The sequence below is a fragment of the Parvimonas sp. M20 genome, from assembly GCF_035282425.1.
Classification (GTDB): Bacteria; Bacillota; Clostridia; order Tissierellales; family Peptoniphilaceae; genus Parvimonas.
In genome coordinates this window covers 24,860-45,164 of the sequence record NZ_JAYKBQ010000005.1, presented here as the reverse complement: position 1 = coordinate 45,164, position 20,305 = coordinate 24,860, and the positions used below count along the sequence as shown (strand labels likewise).

Here is a 20,305-nt window from a genome sequence, read left to right as displayed (position 1 = left end):
TTATTTTCCTCCAACTATTATTTTTAATATTATATTGTTCTTATTCGCATATTCAATTGCGTTATTAATACAATTTATTTGAATTTCATTAAGAGTTACATTTGGAACATACATCTCTAAACATTTATATGAATACTTTTCAGGAGTAATTGAAAAATCGCTTCTAATTACTTCTTTAAAATCAATTAACTTCTTAATATCACTTTTAATGGTATATTCCAATCTTTTCCCATTTAGATAAGATTTTGCGGATAAATCTCTACTTTTTATACTGGTTATTGTTCTATTTTCTAGTCTATCAATAACAGGAAAATTAGGTCCTAAGTTATTATTCTCTTTCATATTATCAATTTCTTTTCCTCTTTTAAATTTATCTTCTAGCCATATTCTTGCTCTTAATTTTACTTTCTCTACAGTTGTATTAAGTTTTAAAAATGAATTGTCTACTGTAAAACTTTTATACACTTTAATCTTGCCACTAGCATCAGTATATTTCCATATCTGAGATCCATCTTTAAATTTTTCAATTTTTAAACTTCCTCCCTTTTCAAACCAATTTTTTGGTATTGGGGCATTTTTTGGCTTATTATCAGATATAAACTTTGTAACTTTTCCAGGATTATCTAATTTAAATTTTTCCCAGCTATTAAAATCTTTTACTTCTATAGGTTTTTCTACAATGTTATCACTCAATTCTACCGGCTTTTCAGGAATATTCCCTTTCGCTACATTCGGATTATCAGTAATGTTTTCTTTTACTTCTATTGGTTTTTCAATAGCTTTACTATTCAAAGTAAACCTGCCAGCAATTTGTGAAGCTTTGTATCCTGCATATATAGAAAATAAAACCTGTCCAATTCTTGCATTTTCTTCTGAAAATCCAAGTTGTTTCAGTCCATAATAGCCAACCTTTCCTCCTACCCATGCTCCTGCACTTCCTGCTAAAAATTGAAAACCTCCTTTAACAATACTATTTGTTTTCCCTATTGGTATAAGTATTGATGAACCTTTTGTAAAAATCTGTCCTAATCCATGGTATAATTTATCATTTCCTAAAAATACAGTATCTCTTATAGGATTAATAGCACCTGTTTTGTTATCTCCTAAAGAACCATAAATTACATCCTGACCAGCTTCTGTCATATTAGATACTGAATATGCTACTGTTCCTGTTCCACATATTTTCCCAGCAAAAACTACTAATGGTATTGCTGATCCTCCTGTTGCTACTATTGCTGCTGTTCCAACTAAAAGTGTAAGTCCTCCAACAATTAAGTTTTTTATACCTTTATTTCTTCTCTCTTTTGCAAAAATTTGTTCCCATCTAACTTTATCTCTTTTGTCTGCCTCTTCTATTATATTTTTCCTATTGGAAAGATATCTATTAGAATTATCTAAAGCAACAGCCAAGTCTTTTGCAAAGTCTATTTTAGCTAAGTCTCCTGATTGGTAGGTGCTTATATCACGAGCTTTATTGCTATAGTTTTCCATGAAATTTCTTGTAGATACCAATAACTCCTTGAAAAGTTTTAAATCTTGCGATTGATGCAATTTCTCATATGAAACTATTCTGCTATTAAGAGTGTCTAACCCACTAATTAAAAAATTATAGTTAGAAATCATAGTATCATGGCTATTTCCACTGTAACTTATTAAGTCAGAAACTTTATTTTTTGTTGCTACTAGTAAATCTATCTGATTTGCAAAATTACTTCTAGAATAGGACAATTCATTCCTTAAGTTTACGAAAGTTTGTTCAGAGAGCTTTGCTTTAGAATCACTATCTATATTATAGTATCCATCTTTATATAACAAGTAAGAATAAGCATAATCCTGAATTAAATTTTGCATCGAAACTAACAAAGTTCCATGAACTTCATATAGATATACTTTAATGCTATCCATTGTCTCTCCCTTAAGAGAGGAATCCTCAGAAAAATTTTTAATTGCTTTTAAAAGATTATTTATTGAATTGTTCCAAATTGCTATGGAATTGGAGAGTTCTCTTTGAACATTGGCTATATCTTCAAAATGAATTTTATATTCCACTTCAATATCCCCCTATCTATCATAAACTAAAAATCCTTTTCAACTTACTATGTAAACATATTAGTTAAATTAAGTTTTGAAACTAACATACATTTATTATATCATTAATATATAAATAAAGATACAAAAAAGAGAAGAAATTAATAAATTTCTTCTCAGTTTGACTACAAATTAGTGGAATATTTCTACTTATTCAACAAGTCCGGTTTAAATGTCGGAACCATATCTTTTAAGATGTCTGTAATTTCTTTTTTATCTAGAGTATTTTTAACTTTATCAAGTCTTTCAAGTCCATCTTTTAGAGCTTCTACATTGTGAACTATCGGTTTTTCTATAAATATTTTTTCGTAGTCAGTTGCAACTGAATTTTCCATATTTAATAGTAATTCTTCATAAAGTTTTTCTCCAGGTCTAAGTCCTGTAATTTTAATGTCTATGTCTTTATAAGGTTCAAAGCCTGAAAGTCTAATAAGGTTCTTTGCCAAGTCAAGAATTTTAACAGGCTCACCCATATCAAGTATAAAGATTTCTCCCCCTTTAGCAATTGCCCCCGCTTGTAATACAAGTTGGCAAGCTTCAGGGATTGTCATAAAGTATCTTATTATATCTTCGTGAGTAACTGTAACAGGTCCACCCTCTTTTATTTGATTTATGAAAAGCGGAATTACAGATCCGTTTGAACCCAAAACATTTCCAAATCTAACAGCGACAAATTCTGTTTTAGATTTTTCATTATACGTTTGAACTAACATTTCGCAAATTCTCTTTGTAGTTCCCATTACAGATGTTGGATTTACAGCCTTATCTGTTGAAATCAAAACAAATTTTGAAACTTCGTGTTTATCACAGGCTCTTATAACATTTAATGTTCCGAAAACATTGTTTTTAATTGCAGAAGTTGAGCTGTTTTCCATAAGTGGAACATGTTTATGAGCTGCTGCGTGAAATACTACATCAGGTTTATATTTTCCAAATATTATATCCATTCTTTCAGCATCTCTTATTGATTCAATTTCTACAACCAAATCTAAATCTTTATAATGTCTTACAAGTTCCATTTGAATTTCATAGGCATTATTTTCATAGATGTCTAAAATTATCAATTTTTTTGGACTAAATTTTGCTATTTGTCTACAAAGCTCAGAACCGATTGAACCGCCCCCACCTGTTACCAAGACAGTTTTATTTTTCAAGAAATCATTTAGTACTTCCTGATCTAATTTAACTTCATCACGTCCAAGCAAGTCTCCAATTTCAACATCTCTTAAATCTCTTATATTTAATTTTTGATCATCAATTAATTCATACATTCCAGGAATTATTTTTATCTTCATAGATAATTTTGAGCAAATATCTGAAATGTCTTGTTGAATTTCTCTGTTAGCTGAAGGCATTGCCAAAATAACTTCATCTATTCTAAATTCACTAATAGCTGAAATAATTTTTTCTTTTCCTCCAAGAACGGGAATTCCTAAAATTTCTGTTCCTACCTTGTTTTTATCATCGTCGATAAAAGCAACAACCTTGTATCCCAATTCCTTATGTTTTCTAAGTTCATTAAGTACTAAAACACCTGCGTCTCCAGCCCCTATGATTAAAACTCTTTTAAGTTTTTCAACAGGAATTGAAAAAACTAAATTTTTTCTAGCCTTTGAAAGATATCTCGTACCTGTAACAAAAAACATATCAATTACGAAAACAAGTGCCATAACACTTCTTGGAAATCCTACATTCCTTGTTATTAAAAGGATTCCAGTTAGAACATTCGCGACAACTATTGCCATAAAAATTCTAAACAACTCTTTAAAATCTGCATATCTCCACATTATTCTATATAAGCCAAAAAGGGCAAAAACTACAATTTTAATTAAAACTATAGGAATTATCCATTTGCTATACATATACCAATAATGTGCAGGAATTTTCCAATCAAACTTTAATAGAAAACCCAAATAGTAACAAAGATTTATAATTATAATATCCAATATTATTAAAAATATTTTTCTTATCATTATTATTCTCCCATTTTAAAATCTGAAGAAACTAGTTTTTTTAAGTATTCTTTTATAGAATTTTGATTTGTTTTATCTTTCAAACCATATTCTATACTTGCAATTAAAACTCCAAGTTTATTTCCGACGTCATAAGTTTTACCGTCAAATTTATAGCCTAATAAATCTCCTTTTAAAGTCAATTCATTTAAGGAGTCTGTAAATTGTATTTCTCCATTTTTTCCCGCTTTTTGATTTTCAAGAATTTCAAAAATTTCATTTTTAACAATATATCTTCCGACCATTGCTAAATTTGAATTCGTTTCATCAATATTCGGTTTTTCTATAAGTCTTGTTGAATCAAAAACATTTTTTTCGATTTCTTTTCCTTCCAAAATGCCGTAATTATGCCTTTTTTCATCAGGCACAGTTTCAACTCCCACTACTGTTTTTCCATATCTGTTATAAATATCGACAAGCTCTTTTGTACATGAACTGTCTTTACAGTCAATTATAACATCCCCCAAAACAACGCAAAAATCTTCGCCATCTACAGCTTCTTTTGCACAAAGAATCGCATGACCCAATCCCTTTTGTTCTTTTTGAATTATAAAACTTATCTTACATTTTAAAATATTTTCCAAAGCGTCAATATCGCTTTTTGAAACATTGTTTGAATTTTTAACTCTTGGATCAATTTCAGAGTTAAAATGTTTGTCAATTGTAAAATAATCTTCATTTACAATGAGAATTACCTCATCAATTCCTGCCTCTACAACTTCTTCAATTACATATTGCAAAGTCGGTTTGTCAAAAATCGGCAACATCGCCTTTGGAACACCCTTTGTTGCAGGAAACATTCTAGTTGCGAGTCCAGCTGTTGGAATCACGACTTTTTTTATCTTCATAATTACACCAATGCCTTTAAATTTTCAATTATATAATCAACTTGCTCATCTGTTAATAAAGTATGAAGTGGCAAAGTAATTTCTGACTTATAATTATTAAAAGCATTTGGATAATCTTTGATATCAAAGCCTAAATTCTTATAAGCAGTAAACATAGGCAATGGCTTATAGTGAACATTTGTAGCAATTCCTCTTTCAGCCATTTTTACAATTATTTCATTTCTCTCTTCTTCACTTGCACCCTCAATATTTACAATATAAAGATGACAACAAGATTTTTTATCTTCCTCGAAGTGAATAAAAGGCTTTACTCTTGTTCCTTCAAATCCTTTATTATATCTTTCTACGATTTCAAAACGTCTTTTCAAAAGATTTGGATATCTCTTTAATTGAGCTAAACCAATTCCTGAAGCGATATCAGTTAAATTACATTTGTAATTAGGAGCAACAATGTCATACTCCCAAGAACCTAGTTTCATCTTTGAAAGTGCGTCTTTTGATTGTCCATGTAAAGATAAAAGTTGAAATTCTCTATAAATTTCATCATCGTTTAAACCTAAATTTCTATTCCAAGTAACTGATCCACCCTCAGCAACAGTAAAGTTTTTAACTGCATGGAAAGAAAAACAAGTAAAATCAGCAATGCTTCCACTTGGTTTTCCCTTATATTCAGCTCCAAGTGAATGAGCTCCATCAGCCATAACAATAACTCTACCGATTTTTTCTTGTAATTTATTATTTGGTCTAAATAAAGATTTCTTTTTTTCTACAACTTCAAAAATTTCATCATATTTACAAGGTTTCCCTGCCAAATCGACTGGAATAATTACCTTTGTCTTTTCTGTAATAGCATTTTCTAAAGCTTTTAAGTCCATAAACTTATCTTCTTTATTACAATCAACTAAGACAATTTTTGCTCCAACATGATGAATAACACTTGCTGATGCAGTATAAGTATATGCACAAGTTATAACTTCATCTCCTGCTCCCACTCCAAGCAATCGTAAAGTAAGTTCCATTGCAGCAGTTGCAGAATTTAAACAAACTGTCTTATCTGTATTAGTAAAAGCAGAAAGCTCTTGTTCTAGTCTTTTAGTCTTTGGGCCTGTTGTTATCCAACCTGATTTTAAAGCATCTACAACTTCATCAATCTCTAATTGGGTAATATCCGGGGGAGAAAATTCTATTCTCATATAATCACTGTCCTATCTATCACTACCACCACTGTTGTTGTTTTTATTGTTTTTATTACTGTTATTATCTTTTTCAGAATTAGAATTTTTCTTCTTATCAATAACAGCACCTTTACCTTCTTTAATATTCTTAATTAAAGATTCTTTATCTTCTTCATCAACAACAATATATTCAACATTTTCAACTTTATTTTCTTTCTTTTTATTGTCTATAACAACTTTTCCTGTATGGAAGCTATTACAACCAACAAAAGAAAGACAAACCAAACAAATTGCAACTAAATTTCTTTTTTTCATAATGAACTCCTATTCACTATCCTTTTCAACCATAGGTTTCATTGTTGGAAAAAGTAGTACATCTCTTATAGTATCTTGATTTGTCAAGTACATAATAAGTCTGTCAATTCCTATTCCCATACCACCAGTTGGTGGAAGACCTATCTCAAGTGCATTGATAAAATCATAATCCATCATTTGAGCTTCGTCATCACCATTTTCTCTGGCTTCAACTTGTTTTAAAAATCTTTGTTTTTGATCTATTGCATCATTTAATTCACTAAAAGCATTTGCAATTTCTCCACAATTTACAAAAGCTTCAAATCTTTGAGTATATCTCTTGTCCTTAGGGTCTCTCTTAGCAAGTGGACTGATTTCCACAGGGTGCTTAGTAACAAAAGTAGGTTGAACCATATATTCTTCGCAAAATTCTTCAAAGAATAGAGAAATAACTTCTCCTCTTGTAGTATGTTCAGTAACTTCTATTTTCTTTTCAATAGCAAGCTTTCTTGCTTCTTCATCTGTTAAAATTGTTTCAAAATCAACTCCTGCATATTCTTTTACAGCGTCAACCATTGAAATTCTTCTCCAAGGTGGTTTAAAGTCAATAACTTTACCTTGTAACTCAACTTCAGACTTTCCAACAACTTCCATACAAACAGTATAAACCATTTCTTCACAAAGTGTCATCATTTCTTCATAGTCAACATAGGCTTGATATAATTCAATCGCAGTATATTCAGGATTGTGAAGTTTATCCATACCTTCATTTCTGAACATTCTTCCCATTTCATAAACTTTATCGAAACCACCTACAATCAATCTCTTTAAATATAATTCATTTGCAATTCTAAGATACATATCAATATCTAAAGTATTGTGATGAGTTATAAAGGGTCTTGCATTCGCTCCACCAGCAATTGTATTTAAAATCGGAGTTTCAACTTCCAAAAATCCTCTACTGTCAAGATATTTTCTGATAGAAGAAATAATTTTACTTCTCATAACAAAAACATCTTTAATTTCAGGATTTACAATCAAATCCACATATCTTTGTCTATATCTTAAATCAACATCTTTTAAGCCGTGAAACTTTTCCGGTAAAAGTTGTAAAGATTTTGTAAGTAAAACAACCTTTGAACTTCTTATTGAAATTTCTCCTGCATGAGTTGTGAAAACTTCACCTTCAACCCCTACAATATCTCCAATATCCAAAGTTTTAACTTCTTCATAACTTTCGCCTAAAACATCAAGTTTATTAAAAAGTTGAATCTTTCCAGAAAAATCTTGCAAGTCCATAAAACAAACTTTACCATGTCCTCTTTTAGTTCTAATACGACCAGCAAGTCTTACAACTTTCCCTTCATAATTTTCGTAATTATCTTTTATCTCTTTTGAATAAATAGTACCTTCAAATTTCTCAATTTCATGTGGGTCTTTTCCTGCATCAACTAACTCTTGTAATTTTTGTCTTCTTACTAAGAGCATTTCATTTAAATTTTGTTCTTCCACAATATCACCCCTTAATTTATCTTTATATTTTGTATTTTGTATTCTACAACATTTCCGTTCGGTAATTGTACTTGAACTTTATTTCCCTTTTTCTTTCCTAAAATAGCTTTACCAATAGGTGATTCATTTGAAATTTTGCCTTCAAGCGGATTACTTTCAGCAGAGCCTACGATTGTATATTCAACCTTTTTCTTACTTTCAACTTGAACTAAAGTAACAGTAGCTCCTACATTAACAGTTTTTGTATCTAGCTCAACTTCATCTATTATCTTTGCATTCGCAATCATATTATCAAGTTTAACAATTTTTTCTTCTATCTGAGCTTGTTCATTTTTAGCTTCATCATATTCGGAGTTCTCAGAAAGATCTCCAAAATCTCTTGCAACCTTTATTTTCTCTGCTATTTCTTGTCTTTTAACAGTTTTTAACTCTTCTAATTCTAATTCTAATTTTTTTAAACCCTCAGCAGTTAAAAATATCTCTTTTTCATCCATAATATCTCTCCTTAAAAATCTACAATACTATTCAAATATTATACTAAATACACAAAAAAAAGTCAATTAAACGACGAATATTACATATATATTATAAAAATATTTTTATGCAATTGCTTGACTAAAGCGAAAATATATGATAAAATAAAAATGTAAAAGCATTAATGTTTAACTTCGGTTTTATGATGAAGTAAATGGTATTTAATAGTTATTTTACAATGGAGGATTCTATGGCTAAGTTTAAAAAAATTATCAGCATATTGGTTGTATCAATTATGTTATGTTCTTGTGCATCTTCAGGTATGCTAAAAAAATTAGAAAACAAAGTTTATGATGGAGATAAAGGAGGACAATTAGTAATAACAAAGGAGAGTTCTAAATCTCCAAAATTAAATTTTCAAGGTCCAAGTCCAATTACACCAAATACAGATTCTGCAAAACTGGAAGAAAAAAGGGAGCAATATGAAAAAAGTATTCCAAAAGAATATTCCGGTGTAAAAATCGAAGAGAGAGATGGCAAAAAATACATTGTAGCCAAAGATTTTAAATATAAATTAGTTGTTGTAGATGAAAATACTATATTAGATGAAGAAGACAATGTAACTTATAGATGCCTACCAGATTTATATAAAGACAGTAAAAAATAAGAATTAGAAAGCTCTACGAAAGTGGAGTTTTTTTGTGGGAATGTATCGAAAATATATTAAATACGGAAGTTTCATTCTTAACAGGCTTTAGAAAATCTCCAGAGTCATTGTATCTAATTATTTAATAACTAAAAGTTAAAAACAAATAATTTTCTCATATCAATAAATAAACTTCAAAAATCTATAATAATTGCATAGAAAATTGAATTACTCAATTTTCATTTTTTATATTTTATTCTAGTACAGTTCTAATTTTACAATTAAAAATGTTTAAAAAGATTTTTTCTATGTTTTAAATATCATTTTTACGGTATATATAGAGTGTGTGGTAGTGTTTAAAGATAATAAACTCCTCCCATAAGTTTTCCTTTTCTTCGCTACCACACGTTACATACTACAGCATTGACTTTGTTCCTTTTTAATCCTCCCAAATTTTACAAATACAATTTCAATTGCTGTTTATAATGTATTTTAACTTTCCTAAAAAAGATGAGTGCTTTTGCACCCATCTTTTAATTACATAAAGTAAATAGTTAAATTTCAACAAAAAAGCGTAGAAAAAATCTACGCTTAATTTTTTATATTATACTATTTCTAACCTAATCTTTGTTTTGCATCTGATGCTCTTCTTAATGCTTGTCCTGCATAGTTAATTGAAAGCATTAGTACAAGTACCAACATTGAGGCAGGGAACCAAATATACATTCTATCTCTTAAAATTATAGGATCTAATGCCTTGTTGATTAGTGTTCCAAGTGATGGCACTCCTGGTGGTAACCCAAAACCAAGGAATGTAAGTCCTATTTCTATTCCCATATTTCCAGCTAAACCTAAAATTGCATCAATAATAAGAATTGAGCTAATGTTTGGTAGTATTCCTCCAAACATTATCTTCCATGAAGGTGTTCCCATTGTCTTAGATGCACTTATATAATCACGTCTTCCTTCTGAAAGAGCCTTTGATCTTACAAGTCTCGCAATACTCACCCAATAGAATACACTCATTATAAACACAAATGTAACCATATTATATGAAGGAACCAATGTTACGAATACGATAATAAGCATAAGAATCGGTAATACTTGAATAAAGTCTATAATTCTCATAATGATGTTATCTACTATACCACCGTAAAATCCAATAATCAAACCTACAATTATTCCTATTGTTGTTGTTAAAAATGTTACTGAGGCACCAATAAGGATTGAATTTCTTGTTCCAAGGAAAAGTTGACCTAAAAGAGAACGACCCGCTTGGTCAGTTCCTAAAAGATATCCTTCTTCCCCAGGTCTTAGGAATGAGTCCATAAGATTTACTTTCATTACTTCTTTTACATCGAAGAATAAACTACCTATAAACACTGTCAATATTATTATTGTCAATACTGCAAGTGAAAATGTTGCTAATTTATCTTTTTTAAATTCCCTAACCACTACTTTGAAAGCACTCGGTGTAATTTCTTGGTTATGTAGGGAAGCATCTTTTTCCATTTCTTTTTTCTTACTCATTTTATCACTCCCCCTATTACTCTATTCTTATTCTTGGATCAACTAGACTCATAATGATGTCTGATAACAAACTTCCAAGCAGAGTCATAAATCCAAAAATCATAATCAATGCTGTCAATACTGAATAATCTCTTGATCCTATAGCTTCAAAGAACAATTTTCCCATTCCAGGATAACTAAAGATTGTTTCCATAAATATTGAACCTGAGATAAGTCCTGTTAAAGTAAACCCAAAGAATGCAGCTATTGGCAAAAGAGAATTTCTAAAGATATGATGTGTATAAACTTTATCAATAGGTACTCCCTTACTTCTTGCAGTTCTTACATAGTCTGAACTCTTAGCATCTATAATTTCATTTCTTAAGAATTGAACTGTCGTTGTTGTAGCAATTATAGCAAAACACATTGCAGGTAGTACCATATGTCTTAATCTACTTATAACATAGGCAAAGCCTGTAACACCCGGATCAACAGAACCTGATGCAGGGAACAATCGCAATGTATAAGCGAATAATAAAATCATAAGCAAGTAGAAAATAAAACCTGGAATTGCATAAGTTACGAAATTATACAATGTAACAGCTTTATCAAATTTACCTCCACTATATCTACCTGAGAAAATACCAAGTGGTAATGCTATTGCATATAAAAATGTTACACAAAGTAATGACAACCAGAATGTATTTCCAACTCTCTGTGCTAAAAGTGTAGCTACCGGCATCTTATATCCATAACTTGTCCCAAAATCTCCACGGAATATATTTGTAATCCATCTCCAATATTGTTTGTACCAAGGATCATAAAATCCAAATTTTCTTCTTAAAGCTTCTATTTGATTAGGATCAGTTGTTGGCGTAATTTGTCCAGAGAATGGATCCCCCGGCATCATCTTAGCCAAAATAAAAACTAAAATACTTAATATTATTAATTGAGGTATCATTAGAAGAAATCTTCTTAACACGGTTTTCCACATATTATTTTACCTCCTTTTTTGCTACATAGTGAGTATCTGAAAGTTTAATCAAATCAAATACTTTACCTTTTTCATCATAGTATTCTTTTTCTAATTCTCTATACTCTTCTTCTACTCTCAGTCTATTTGCGATTAATTGTTCTTTTAATCTTGGATCTGTTTCCGGAATAGCTGCAATCAATCTCTTAGTATAGATATGTTGTGGATCTTTATAAATATCTTCCTTTGTTCCTCTTTCTACAAGTCTTCCTCTGTACATAATGTTTATGTAATCACACATATGTTTTACAACCCCAAGGTCGTGAGAAATGAAAAGGTAAGACAATCCCATATCTTTTTGAATTTTTTTCATAAAGTTCAAAACTTGTGCTTGAACTGAAAGGTCAAGCGCTGAAACAGGTTCATCAGCTATGATAAGTCTAGGATTTAAACTTATAGCTCTGGCAACTCCGATTCTTTGTCTTTGACCACCGGAAAATTCGAATGAATACTTATAAAGTGCATCTTCCGGCATACCAACTATATCTAAAAGTTCTAAAACTCTTTTTCTTTCTTCTGTTACAGTCATTTTTTCGAAGTTTCTTAAAGGTTCTGCAATGATGTCTATAACTCTTTTCTTAGGGTCTAAACTTGCCATATTATCTTGGAAAATCATTTGAACATCTCTTGTAAATTCTTTATCTTTTCTTACCATTTTCTTAGTAAGCGTCTTTCCATCAAAAATAACTTGTCCACTTGTAATTTTTTCAAGACCGATTATAGCTTTTCCGATAGTACTCTTACCGCTACCGCTTTCTCCGATAAGTCCGTAAGTCTTTCCCTTTTCGATAACTATATCTACGCCGTCAACAGCATAAACATAATCAACTATCTTATTGAAAAAACCACCTCTTATCGGATAGTGAACCTTTAGGTCTTTAATTTCTAAAAAGCTCATTAATTACCCTCCTTTTCATCAAAATGAAAATTCTTATAGCAAGTACATCTTACTAAATGTCCAGGTTCAACCTCATGCATTGTAGGATTTTCTTCATGTTCTTCATCACTTATCCAAGGAATTCTAGCTTTAAATCTACAACCTTGCCTTGGTAAGTTTTTAAGTGAAGGAACCATACCTTTTATAACGTACAAATCTTCATCATCCGCGTCCATTTGTGGAATACTGTTCAACAAACTCCTAGTATAAGGATGCTTTGGATTTGTAAATAACTCTAAAACAGGTGCTTCTTCAACAATTTGTCCTGCATACATTACACAAACTCTATCTGCAAGTTGAGCAACAACTCCTAAATCATGAGTAATCAAAATAATTCCTGCATTAATTTCCTTTTGAATTTGAACTAAAAGGTCTAAGATTTGTGCTTGAATTGTTACGTCAAGTGCAGTTGTTGGTTCATCTGCTATAATAATCTTTGGTTTACAAGCAAGAGCAATCGCAATGATAACTCTTTGTCTCATACCACCTGATAATTCATGTGGATATTGTCTTGCAACACGAGGAGGATTAGGAATACCTACTTGTTCAATCAATTCTAGAACTCTAGCTTTTCTCTCTTCAGAATTCATTTTTGTATGATAAATCAAACCTTCCTCAATTTGTTTTCCTATTCTTTGTAAAGGATTTAAAGCTGAAAGTGGATCTTGGAAAATCATTCCAATGCCTTCTCCTCTAATTTCATTAAATTCTTTTTCTGACAAACCTACTAAATTTTTTCCTTCAAACAAAATCTCTCCTGTTGAACGAGTGAAGTTTGGATTATGTAACCCCATAATAGTAGTAGCCAAAGTCGATTTGCCACAACCACTTTCTCCTACTATAGCTAGTATTTCATCAGAGAATAATTTCATATCAACGCCATCTACAGCGTCAAAATAATCATCACGGATTCTAAAACTTGTGTGTAGATCTTTAATTTCCAAAAGTAATTCTTTTTGATCCATAGATTCTCTCCCCCTAACTTTGTGTTTTGGTATTATTCTCTATAAAAGCATAAATACATTTTGTTCTCTATTCAAAAAACTAAAATAAAAAAGGAATAAAAAAATTTTATAAAATAATTCCTTATAAGACAAAAATCAACTTAAAGTTAAATCAATTTTTATTAATAATTGTATTTATGTTATAAATTCAATTATAATTATACAATATTTAAAATGAATAATCAAGTACCTTGAAAACATTTTTAAAGTTTATTGTCCCTAATAATAGCTGATTTCAAAAATGTATAATTATACTTTTTTTTGAAATTTATTTAAAAAATTTTGTCGTTTTTACCTATCAATTACAATTTTATATTGCTTAACTCTTGTAATATACTACATTAATTGTTACACAATTTATATTAATTTAAGATGTCATAAGAAAAAGCAATTTTGAATAATTTTACAGATTGTAGAAAGTTAATCAAAGAATTTTTTGTGAAATTTTAAACTAATTAAAAAAATTTGTGAAATTACTTTCTCAAATTCTTATAAAATTTCATACAAAAAACCCCAAATCCTTTGTCCGGATTTAGGGGTTCACATCAAAGTCTAAATGTCTTAAATATAATCTATTTTTTTACGATTTCAATTTTATCTTCTGCTTTTATCTTTCCGCCTTTTATTACTTTAGTGAAAATTCCCTCTCTTGGCATTACACAGTCGCCAACAATATGTCTGATTTCACAGCCTAGATGACATTCTTTTCCTATTTGTGTAACTTCAAGAGTACATTCTCCAACTTTTAAGATTGTTCCGATTGGCAATTTATAAAGGACAATTCCTTCAGTTAAGATGTTTTCTGCAAAATCCCCCGCTGAAAGTTCTGGAAGTTTTTCTTTCATCGCTTCCATACTTTCAACCCCAAGCAAACTTACTTGTCTATGCCATTTTCCAGCATGAGCGTCGCCGTCTATTCCGTAATCTTCAATTAATTCTATGTACTCTACGGGATGTTTTTTAATTCCCTTTCTTTCACTTATACTTACTGCTAAAACTTTCATTACTTTCCCCTTACAAAATCTCCACTTTTTCCGCCGGATTTTTCTAATAATTTTATTTCTGTTATTTCAATGTCCCTTTGAACAGCTTTACACATATCATATATCGTTAGAGCAGCTATTGAAACTGCTGACAGTGCTTCCATTTCAACTCCTGTTTCTCCAACACATTTAGTTGTGGCAATTATTTCTATTTCAAAGTTTTCATAGTCCATATTAAATTCAATATCAACGCCTACTAAATTTATCGGGTGGCACATTGGAATTATATTGGAAGTTTTTTTTGCTCCCATAATTCCTGCAATTTGAGAAACGGCTAGAACATCACCTTTTTTTGTTTTTCCGCTTACAACTATATTAAAAGTTTCTTCATTTAATTTAACTTTTGCAAAAGCCTTGGCAATTCTTTTAGTTTTTTCTTTTTCTCCAACATCGACCATTTTTGCTCGGCCTTGATCATTAATATGAGTTAAAACTTTTTCTTCCATTTTAACCTCCAATTTTATTCATATCTCTTGCACTTTCACTTTTTCCGTCTTCAAGATGATGTTTTTCAGGTTTTTCATAAATTCCTCTCTTGAAAACTTCTTCAAGTTCTTCTCCACTCAATCCTTTAAGATTTATTTCATCACTTGAATGTAGGCAAGGTTTTAATTTCCCGTCGCTTGTTAATCTTATACGATTGCAATCTTCACAGAATGAGCAACTTATCGGGCTTATAAGTCCGATTCTACCTTTTTGTCCTTTTATTTTATAAATTTTCGCAACTCCCGAAACTCCGTCAAACTCCAGTTCTGGAACTTTTTCCAAAACAACTTTGTTTGAAATAAATTTATCCTTACTCCAATTTGCAGTTTCTCCAATTTGCATAAGCTCGATAAAACGAACTTCCAAATCATATTTATTTGCTAAATTTACAAAGTCTTCTATTTCATCATCATTAAAGCCACCGATTAGAACTACATTTATTTTGACCTTAAAGCCTTTTTTTATTGCATAAAAAAGACTCTCCATAGTCTTATCAAAATCATTTCTTCTTGTTATATCATTGTACTTTTCTTTTACCAAAGTGTCAAGACTGAAATTTATTCTTCTAACTTTATTTTCAAAAAGTTCATCTGCCATCTCTTTTAGATGAACTCCATTTGTTGTTATTGCAATATCTTCAATTTCATCAATCTTAGAAATTTCTTTACACAAATTAATAAAACCGCGACGAACCAAAGGTTCCCCGCCTGTCAACCTAATTTTTTTTATTCCATTTTTTGATGCGATTTTAACTATCTCAACAATTTCTTCAATGGATAGAATATCACTATGACAAAGACTTTCAACCCCGCTTTCAGGCATACAGTATTTGCATCTTAGATTACATAAATCAGTAACTGAAATTCTAAGGTAGGTGATATTTCTTCCAAATCTATCTTTCATATAATCTCCTATCTCGATATATTAATTATTTTCCTCCTCCAACAAAATTAAATCTTCCTTTCTTAATGTGATAAAAAGATGTTCTTGTCCTTCTACCTTTTCCCAAATATCCTTTGTTACTTCAACTCTTATGGATTTTATTGCACCTTTTTTACGAACTAATATAATATAGGTAAAGACATCTTCAATAACTTTATCAACTTCAACTTCAAATGAATTTTCTTCTGATTTTTCAAATTCAATAAAATGCGAACGGATTCCTAAAACTTTATGAGTTTCTAAAATTTTATCTGAAGTTTCAAGCTCAACATCCCAATCTTTTGCAAAGAGTTTTGTATCTGAAATTTTTTCAATTTCAGAAAAGTTTTTACAGCCTGAAATAAGGCAGGATGAAAAAGTTTTTGGGTTTTTAAAAAGCTCTTTCTTTTTCATAAGCTCTTCACTTTTACCTTTAGACATTACACAAATTTCCTTACAAAGTCTATAGACTTCTTCTCTACTATGTGAAACTAAAATTGTAGGAGTTTTGTATTTTCTTAAAACTTCCCCAACTTCTAGTTCTATTTTCCATTTTAAATAGTCGTCCAAGGCGGAAAAAGGTTCATCTAAAAGGATAATTTCCGGCTTGTTTATGAGTAATCTCGCAAGGGCAACTCTCTGTTTCTCTCCACCGGAAATTTCATATATTTTTTTATCTCTTAAATGAGAAATCCTCATTTCTTCAAGTTTTTCCATAATTAATTTATCAAAATTTTCTCCTTCTCTTATACCCACTTTAATATTTTCATAGACATTCATATTAGGAAAAAGGGCATAATCTTGAAATAAATAACCTATTTTTCTATCCTTTGGAGAAATATTTATCTTTTTTTCAGAGTCAAATAGAACTCTACCATTTAATATAATTCTTCCTTTATCGGGTTTTTCAATTCCTGCAATACATTTTAAAGTAAGACTTTTTCCGCTTCCTGAAGCCCCTAAAAGTCCCATTATTTCATTGTTAAATTCAAATTTTGTCCTTAAATTAAATTTTCCAAAATTTTTTTCAATATCAACATAAATCATAAATTACTCCAATTTTTATTTAATCTTTAACTGCTTTCTTTTCCAACATATTTATAATGATAAGAACTGTAAACGAAATTACAATATTTACAAGCACCCATCTATAAGCCAAAGCATCATTTCCCGTTCTCCAAAGCTGATAAACGGTTGTTGAAATTGTTGCCGTATCTTTTGGAGTGTAACCTGAAACCATACTTGTAGCTCCGTATTCGCCCAAGGCTCTTGCAAAACTTAAAACAAGTCCCGCCAAAATTCCCTGTTTGCAATTAGGTAAAGTTATTCTCCAAAAAATCCAAGTATTGCTCTTTCCAAGTGTTTGAGCAACATATTTTAAATTCATATCGAAATTTTGAAAAGAACTTCTGGCTATTCTATACATTAGTGGAAAAGTTACGACTACAGTTGCAAAGATTGCAGAATACCAATTCATAACAAGTCTTATTGAAAATTTTTCAAAGAAAAAACTTCCGATTGCACTCTTTGGAGATAATAATCTCAAAATGAAAAAGCCGATAACTGTAGGTGGTAGTACTAAAGGAAGTGTTAGAATAACATCCAAAATTCCCCTTACAAATCTATTAAGTTTTGAAATATAATATGCTAAGAATATCCCGATAAAAAAAGTTATCACAGATGAAATTAATGCAATTCTCAGCGAATTTAAAAGAGGATAAAGATCCATAAACACTTCCCTTTCATACTACTATTTTTTATATTATTTTGCCATTGTAAAGCCAACTTTTTCAAAAATTGCTTTACATTCGTCGCCTTTTAAGAATTCTAAAAATTCTTTAGCTTCTTTTGAATTTTTAGAATTTTTCATAACTGCGGCTGGATATAAAACAGGAGTCTTAATCATTCCTTCTTTTGCAGTTGCAACAACTTCAAGTCCTGCTGAATAAGCATCAGTTGCATAGATTATACCACAGTTTGCAACTCCTTCTTTAATCCAAGTTGTAACCTCTTTAACATTGCTTCCTAAAGTAACTTTCTTTTGAATTTCATCCCAGATTTTTAAGTTTTTCAAAAGTTCTTCTGAATATTGTCCAACAGGAACATCAGAATTACCAAGTGCTATTTTAGAAATTTCTGCCTTTGTTAAATCTGTAAAATCCTTAAGTCCTAAAGAATTTCCCTTTGCAACAGCAAGAACAACCTTATTTTCTAAAAGATTAAATCTAGTTGATTCGTCAATAACTACATTAGCTTCCGGAGTCTTTGTCTTATCCAAAGCATTCATTTGTTTTTGAGCAGCAGAAATGAAAATATCTACTTCAGCTCCTTGTTCAATTTGTTTCTTTAAAGTTCCTGAAGAATCAAAAGTATAAACTAATTCTATATTCTTATGTTTTTCTTCATATACTTTTTTGATTTGTTCCATTGTTTCAGTCATTGAGGCTGCACAATAAACATATAGTTTTTTCTTTTCTGTCTTTTCTACTTTAGTTTCTTTCTTATCTGCAGGTTTTGAAGAACATGCAGTAAATCCAAGAATCATAGTTAAAACTAAAAATACTCTTAAAAATTTTTTCATAAAATACTCCCTAAAATTTATTTGACCTATTTCAGTCAAATAAATTTTAACATCTAAAGAGAAATAAGTCAATTACTAAGGTTAAATTATTTCTAAAATAAACGAACGATGTTTATAAAAATAACCGTTATAGGTGTGTTTTTTTAAGTCCTTTACAGAACTTACTATTATTTGTAAACAAATAATAGTAGGTCTAGATTCACTCCGCTAACGCTACAGTCGAAATGACATGTTGGGAGACTTTCTATTCAAGGTATTGTGATGTGAACATTTTTTGCAATAAAAAAAGCAAGATTAAAACTTGCTTTTTAAATTAACTATTTTCTCTTTTTTGTTAAGCCTAAACCAACTAAGCTAAGTAATGCCATTAATAATGAATTATTAGCTATTGCAGTCTTTGGTAATTTTGCTTTTCCTTTCTCTTTATCCATTCCCGGTTTTAATCTTCCATTTTTATCATTTGAATTTGATTCCTTTTTAGTAGCACTTGCAACAAATACAGTATCTCTTTCAATCACAGTATTTTTTTTCGGCGCCCATTTCAAATCCTTATATCCTTCTTCAAGTTCAACATTTGGGAAATATTTTTGATCTAAAACTGTTCCCTTCTTAACAGCATAAGTTTTAACTTTTGCTTTTTTTACACCTTCTCCAAGTTTAAAAGTTACTTTTGCATGAGTTTTAGGAATAACTTGTCCATCTTCTATTTCAAAAACATCAAGAGGTTTCCACTTTCCAAATACTTCCATATCCTTTGTTATTTTAGTATCTTTTGTAAACTTAGTACCTGAGCCATCAGCATTTGTATTCCAACCTTCAAAATTATAATTTTTCAAACTCTTATCTGGAATTTTAGCATTTGTTTCAGTTGAATTAGCTATTGATTGTCCTGCAAGAACACTGATTTTTTCATGTTGTTGTTCTTTATCTCCAAATTTTGTAGTATTTTTATTGAAATCAATAACATTCTTAATTTTTACTTCAACAACTTTAACTCTTGTACGTTCTCCTCCAGCTTTTTCTGCATAAGAAATAGCCAATTTTACAGAATTTTTTTGAACATCTTTTAAAAAACTTTCTTCTATATAAGTCCTAAAAGTCCATTTAACAGGTTTACCTTTTGTTCTACCCACTAAGTTAGTTGCATAAATCATATATCTTGAATCTTTAGCTAATGTATTCAATTCTCCTGACCTAGAACCTGAACCTTTTGTGAAGAACCTTTCAATATCATTATCAAAATCTTTTTCACCTTGTTTTCTAAATTTATAAGCATTTTCCCAATTAATATCATATGAAAAAGCAGTTGTCGGTCCTTTTGGCTTTTCTCCATTTATCTTTAAATTTTCAGGATCTTTTAAAGAATTTGGAAGTAAAATTGAATGCCAATTATGATTATTCCATCCCTTTGGTGAAATAAGAGGTGCATAAATTCCCCCTCCTTCTGAATTAACATTTGAAACAATTTCCCAATCAATATAAACTCCTCTTTCATCTTTGTTTAAATTAGCCTTATTTACTTTGATTGAATTTTCAATATTAACATCTTCAGCTTTATTTCCAACAGTAAAAGATGTTGTTTTAGTTAATTCTTGAGCTGAAAATCCTTCGGCTTTAACATTTGTAGTAACTATGCTCGCAGAAACAGCTAGAGTTAATAAAAATGTAAAAAATCTTTTTGTTAACTTACTAATTCTCATGAATATCCCCCTTTTTAAATTACTCCTCTTAATGGTATCATA

The 20,305-nt window shown here is 30.1% G+C and carries 19 protein-coding genes; 1 reads left to right on the top strand and 18 read right to left on the bottom strand.

Features of this window, described 5'->3' with window-relative positions; translation table 11 throughout:
- From VJI93_RS03815 to greA, 7 genes are all read right to left on the bottom strand, one after another.
- On the bottom strand, positions 1–2,049 hold the full coding sequence (locus tag VJI93_RS03815; RefSeq protein ID WP_323999444.1) for a T7SS effector LXG polymorphic toxin: 2,049 nt from the start codon (positions 2,047–2,049) through the stop codon (positions 1–3).
- A 185-nt stretch (positions 2,050–2,234) separates the two neighbouring features.
- Positions 2,235–4,061, bottom strand: coding sequence for a polysaccharide biosynthesis protein (locus VJI93_RS03810; protein WP_323999443.1), 1,827 nt, complete (start codon positions 4,059–4,061; stop codon positions 2,235–2,237).
- A 2-nt stretch (positions 4,062–4,063) separates the two neighbouring features.
- Entirely contained in the window at positions 4,064–4,948 is an 885-nt protein-coding gene (locus VJI93_RS03805) for a UTP--glucose-1-phosphate uridylyltransferase (RefSeq protein ID WP_323999441.1), read from the bottom strand.
- A gap of 2 nt (positions 4,949–4,950) precedes the next feature.
- Positions 4,951–6,141 (bottom strand): DegT/DnrJ/EryC1/StrS family aminotransferase, encoded by a 1,191-nt coding sequence (locus VJI93_RS03800; RefSeq protein ID WP_323999439.1) that lies wholly within the window; start codon positions 6,139–6,141, stop codon positions 4,951–4,953.
- A gap of 12 nt (positions 6,142–6,153) precedes the next feature.
- A complete protein-coding gene (locus VJI93_RS03795; protein ID WP_323999437.1) occupies positions 6,154–6,438 on the bottom strand; it encodes a hypothetical protein in 285 nt (94 codons plus the stop codon).
- Positions 6,439–6,447: 9 nt separating this feature from the next.
- Positions 6,448–7,905 (bottom strand): lysine--tRNA ligase, encoded by a 1,458-nt coding sequence (gene lysS / locus VJI93_RS03790; RefSeq protein ID WP_323999494.1) that lies wholly within the window; start codon positions 7,903–7,905, stop codon positions 6,448–6,450.
- Positions 7,906–7,940: 35 nt separating this feature from the next.
- A complete protein-coding gene (greA, locus tag VJI93_RS03785) occupies positions 7,941–8,423 on the bottom strand; it encodes a transcription elongation factor GreA (RefSeq protein WP_323999435.1) in 483 nt (160 codons plus the stop codon).
- Between the two features lie 230 nt (positions 8,424–8,653).
- Here greA and VJI93_RS03780 point away from each other — a divergent pair, with 230 nt between their 5' ends.
- The gene (locus VJI93_RS03780) at positions 8,654–9,070 is read left to right on the top strand and encodes a hypothetical protein (protein ID WP_323999432.1); all 417 of its coding nucleotides are present in this window, start codon (positions 8,654–8,656) and stop codon (positions 9,068–9,070) included.
- Between the two features lie 594 nt (positions 9,071–9,664).
- Here the strand turns inward: VJI93_RS03780 and VJI93_RS03775 are convergent.
- From VJI93_RS03775 to VJI93_RS03725, 11 genes are all read right to left on the bottom strand, one after another.
- Positions 9,665–10,579, bottom strand: coding sequence for an ABC transporter permease (locus VJI93_RS03775; protein ID WP_323999431.1), 915 nt, complete (start codon positions 10,577–10,579; stop codon positions 9,665–9,667).
- 16 nt (positions 10,580–10,595) lie between these two features.
- Positions 10,596–11,552 carry an oligopeptide ABC transporter permease gene (gene opp4B / locus VJI93_RS03770; protein ID WP_323999430.1) on the bottom strand — a complete coding sequence of 319 codons (957 nt, stop codon included), beginning with the start codon at positions 11,550–11,552 and terminating at the stop codon, positions 10,596–10,598.
- Position 11,553: 1 nt separating this feature from the next.
- A complete protein-coding gene (locus VJI93_RS03765; protein WP_323999428.1) occupies positions 11,554–12,489 on the bottom strand; it encodes an ATP-binding cassette domain-containing protein in 936 nt (311 codons plus the stop codon).
- Complete coding sequence (locus tag VJI93_RS03760; RefSeq protein WP_323999426.1) at positions 12,489–13,493, bottom strand: ABC transporter ATP-binding protein; 1,005 nt, start codon at positions 13,491–13,493, stop codon at positions 12,489–12,491. The genes VJI93_RS03765 and VJI93_RS03760 overlap by 1 nt, the downstream gene beginning before the upstream one ends.
- Positions 13,494–14,104: 611 nt before the next feature.
- Entirely contained in the window at positions 14,105–14,536 is a 432-nt protein-coding gene (locus VJI93_RS03755) for an MOSC domain-containing protein (protein ID WP_323999425.1), read from the bottom strand.
- The gene (moaC, locus tag VJI93_RS03750) at positions 14,536–15,021 is read right to left on the bottom strand and encodes a cyclic pyranopterin monophosphate synthase MoaC (RefSeq protein ID WP_323999424.1); all 486 of its coding nucleotides are present in this window, start codon (positions 15,019–15,021) and stop codon (positions 14,536–14,538) included. Before moaC ends, VJI93_RS03755 begins: the two co-directional genes overlap by 1 nt.
- A 1-nt stretch (position 15,022) precedes the next feature.
- A complete protein-coding gene (moaA, locus tag VJI93_RS03745) occupies positions 15,023–15,964 on the bottom strand; it encodes a GTP 3',8-cyclase MoaA (RefSeq protein WP_323999423.1) in 942 nt (313 codons plus the stop codon).
- Between the two features lie 21 nt (positions 15,965–15,985).
- Entirely contained in the window at positions 15,986–17,029 is a 1,044-nt protein-coding gene (locus tag VJI93_RS03740) for a sulfate/molybdate ABC transporter ATP-binding protein (RefSeq protein WP_323999422.1), read from the bottom strand.
- Positions 17,030–17,048: 19 nt separating this feature from the next.
- Positions 17,049–17,711: a molybdate ABC transporter permease subunit gene (modB, locus tag VJI93_RS03735; RefSeq protein ID WP_323999421.1), complete on the bottom strand. Its 663-nt coding sequence runs from the start codon at positions 17,709–17,711 to the stop codon at positions 17,049–17,051.
- 33 nt (positions 17,712–17,744) lie between these two features.
- Positions 17,745–18,563 carry a molybdate ABC transporter substrate-binding protein gene (modA, locus tag VJI93_RS03730; protein WP_323999420.1) on the bottom strand — a complete coding sequence of 273 codons (819 nt, stop codon included), beginning with the start codon at positions 18,561–18,563 and terminating at the stop codon, positions 17,745–17,747.
- A gap of 317 nt (positions 18,564–18,880) precedes the next feature.
- Positions 18,881–20,263, bottom strand: coding sequence for a hypothetical protein (locus VJI93_RS03725; protein ID WP_323999419.1), 1,383 nt, complete (start codon positions 20,261–20,263; stop codon positions 18,881–18,883).
- Positions 20,264–20,305: the final 42 nt, after the last annotated feature.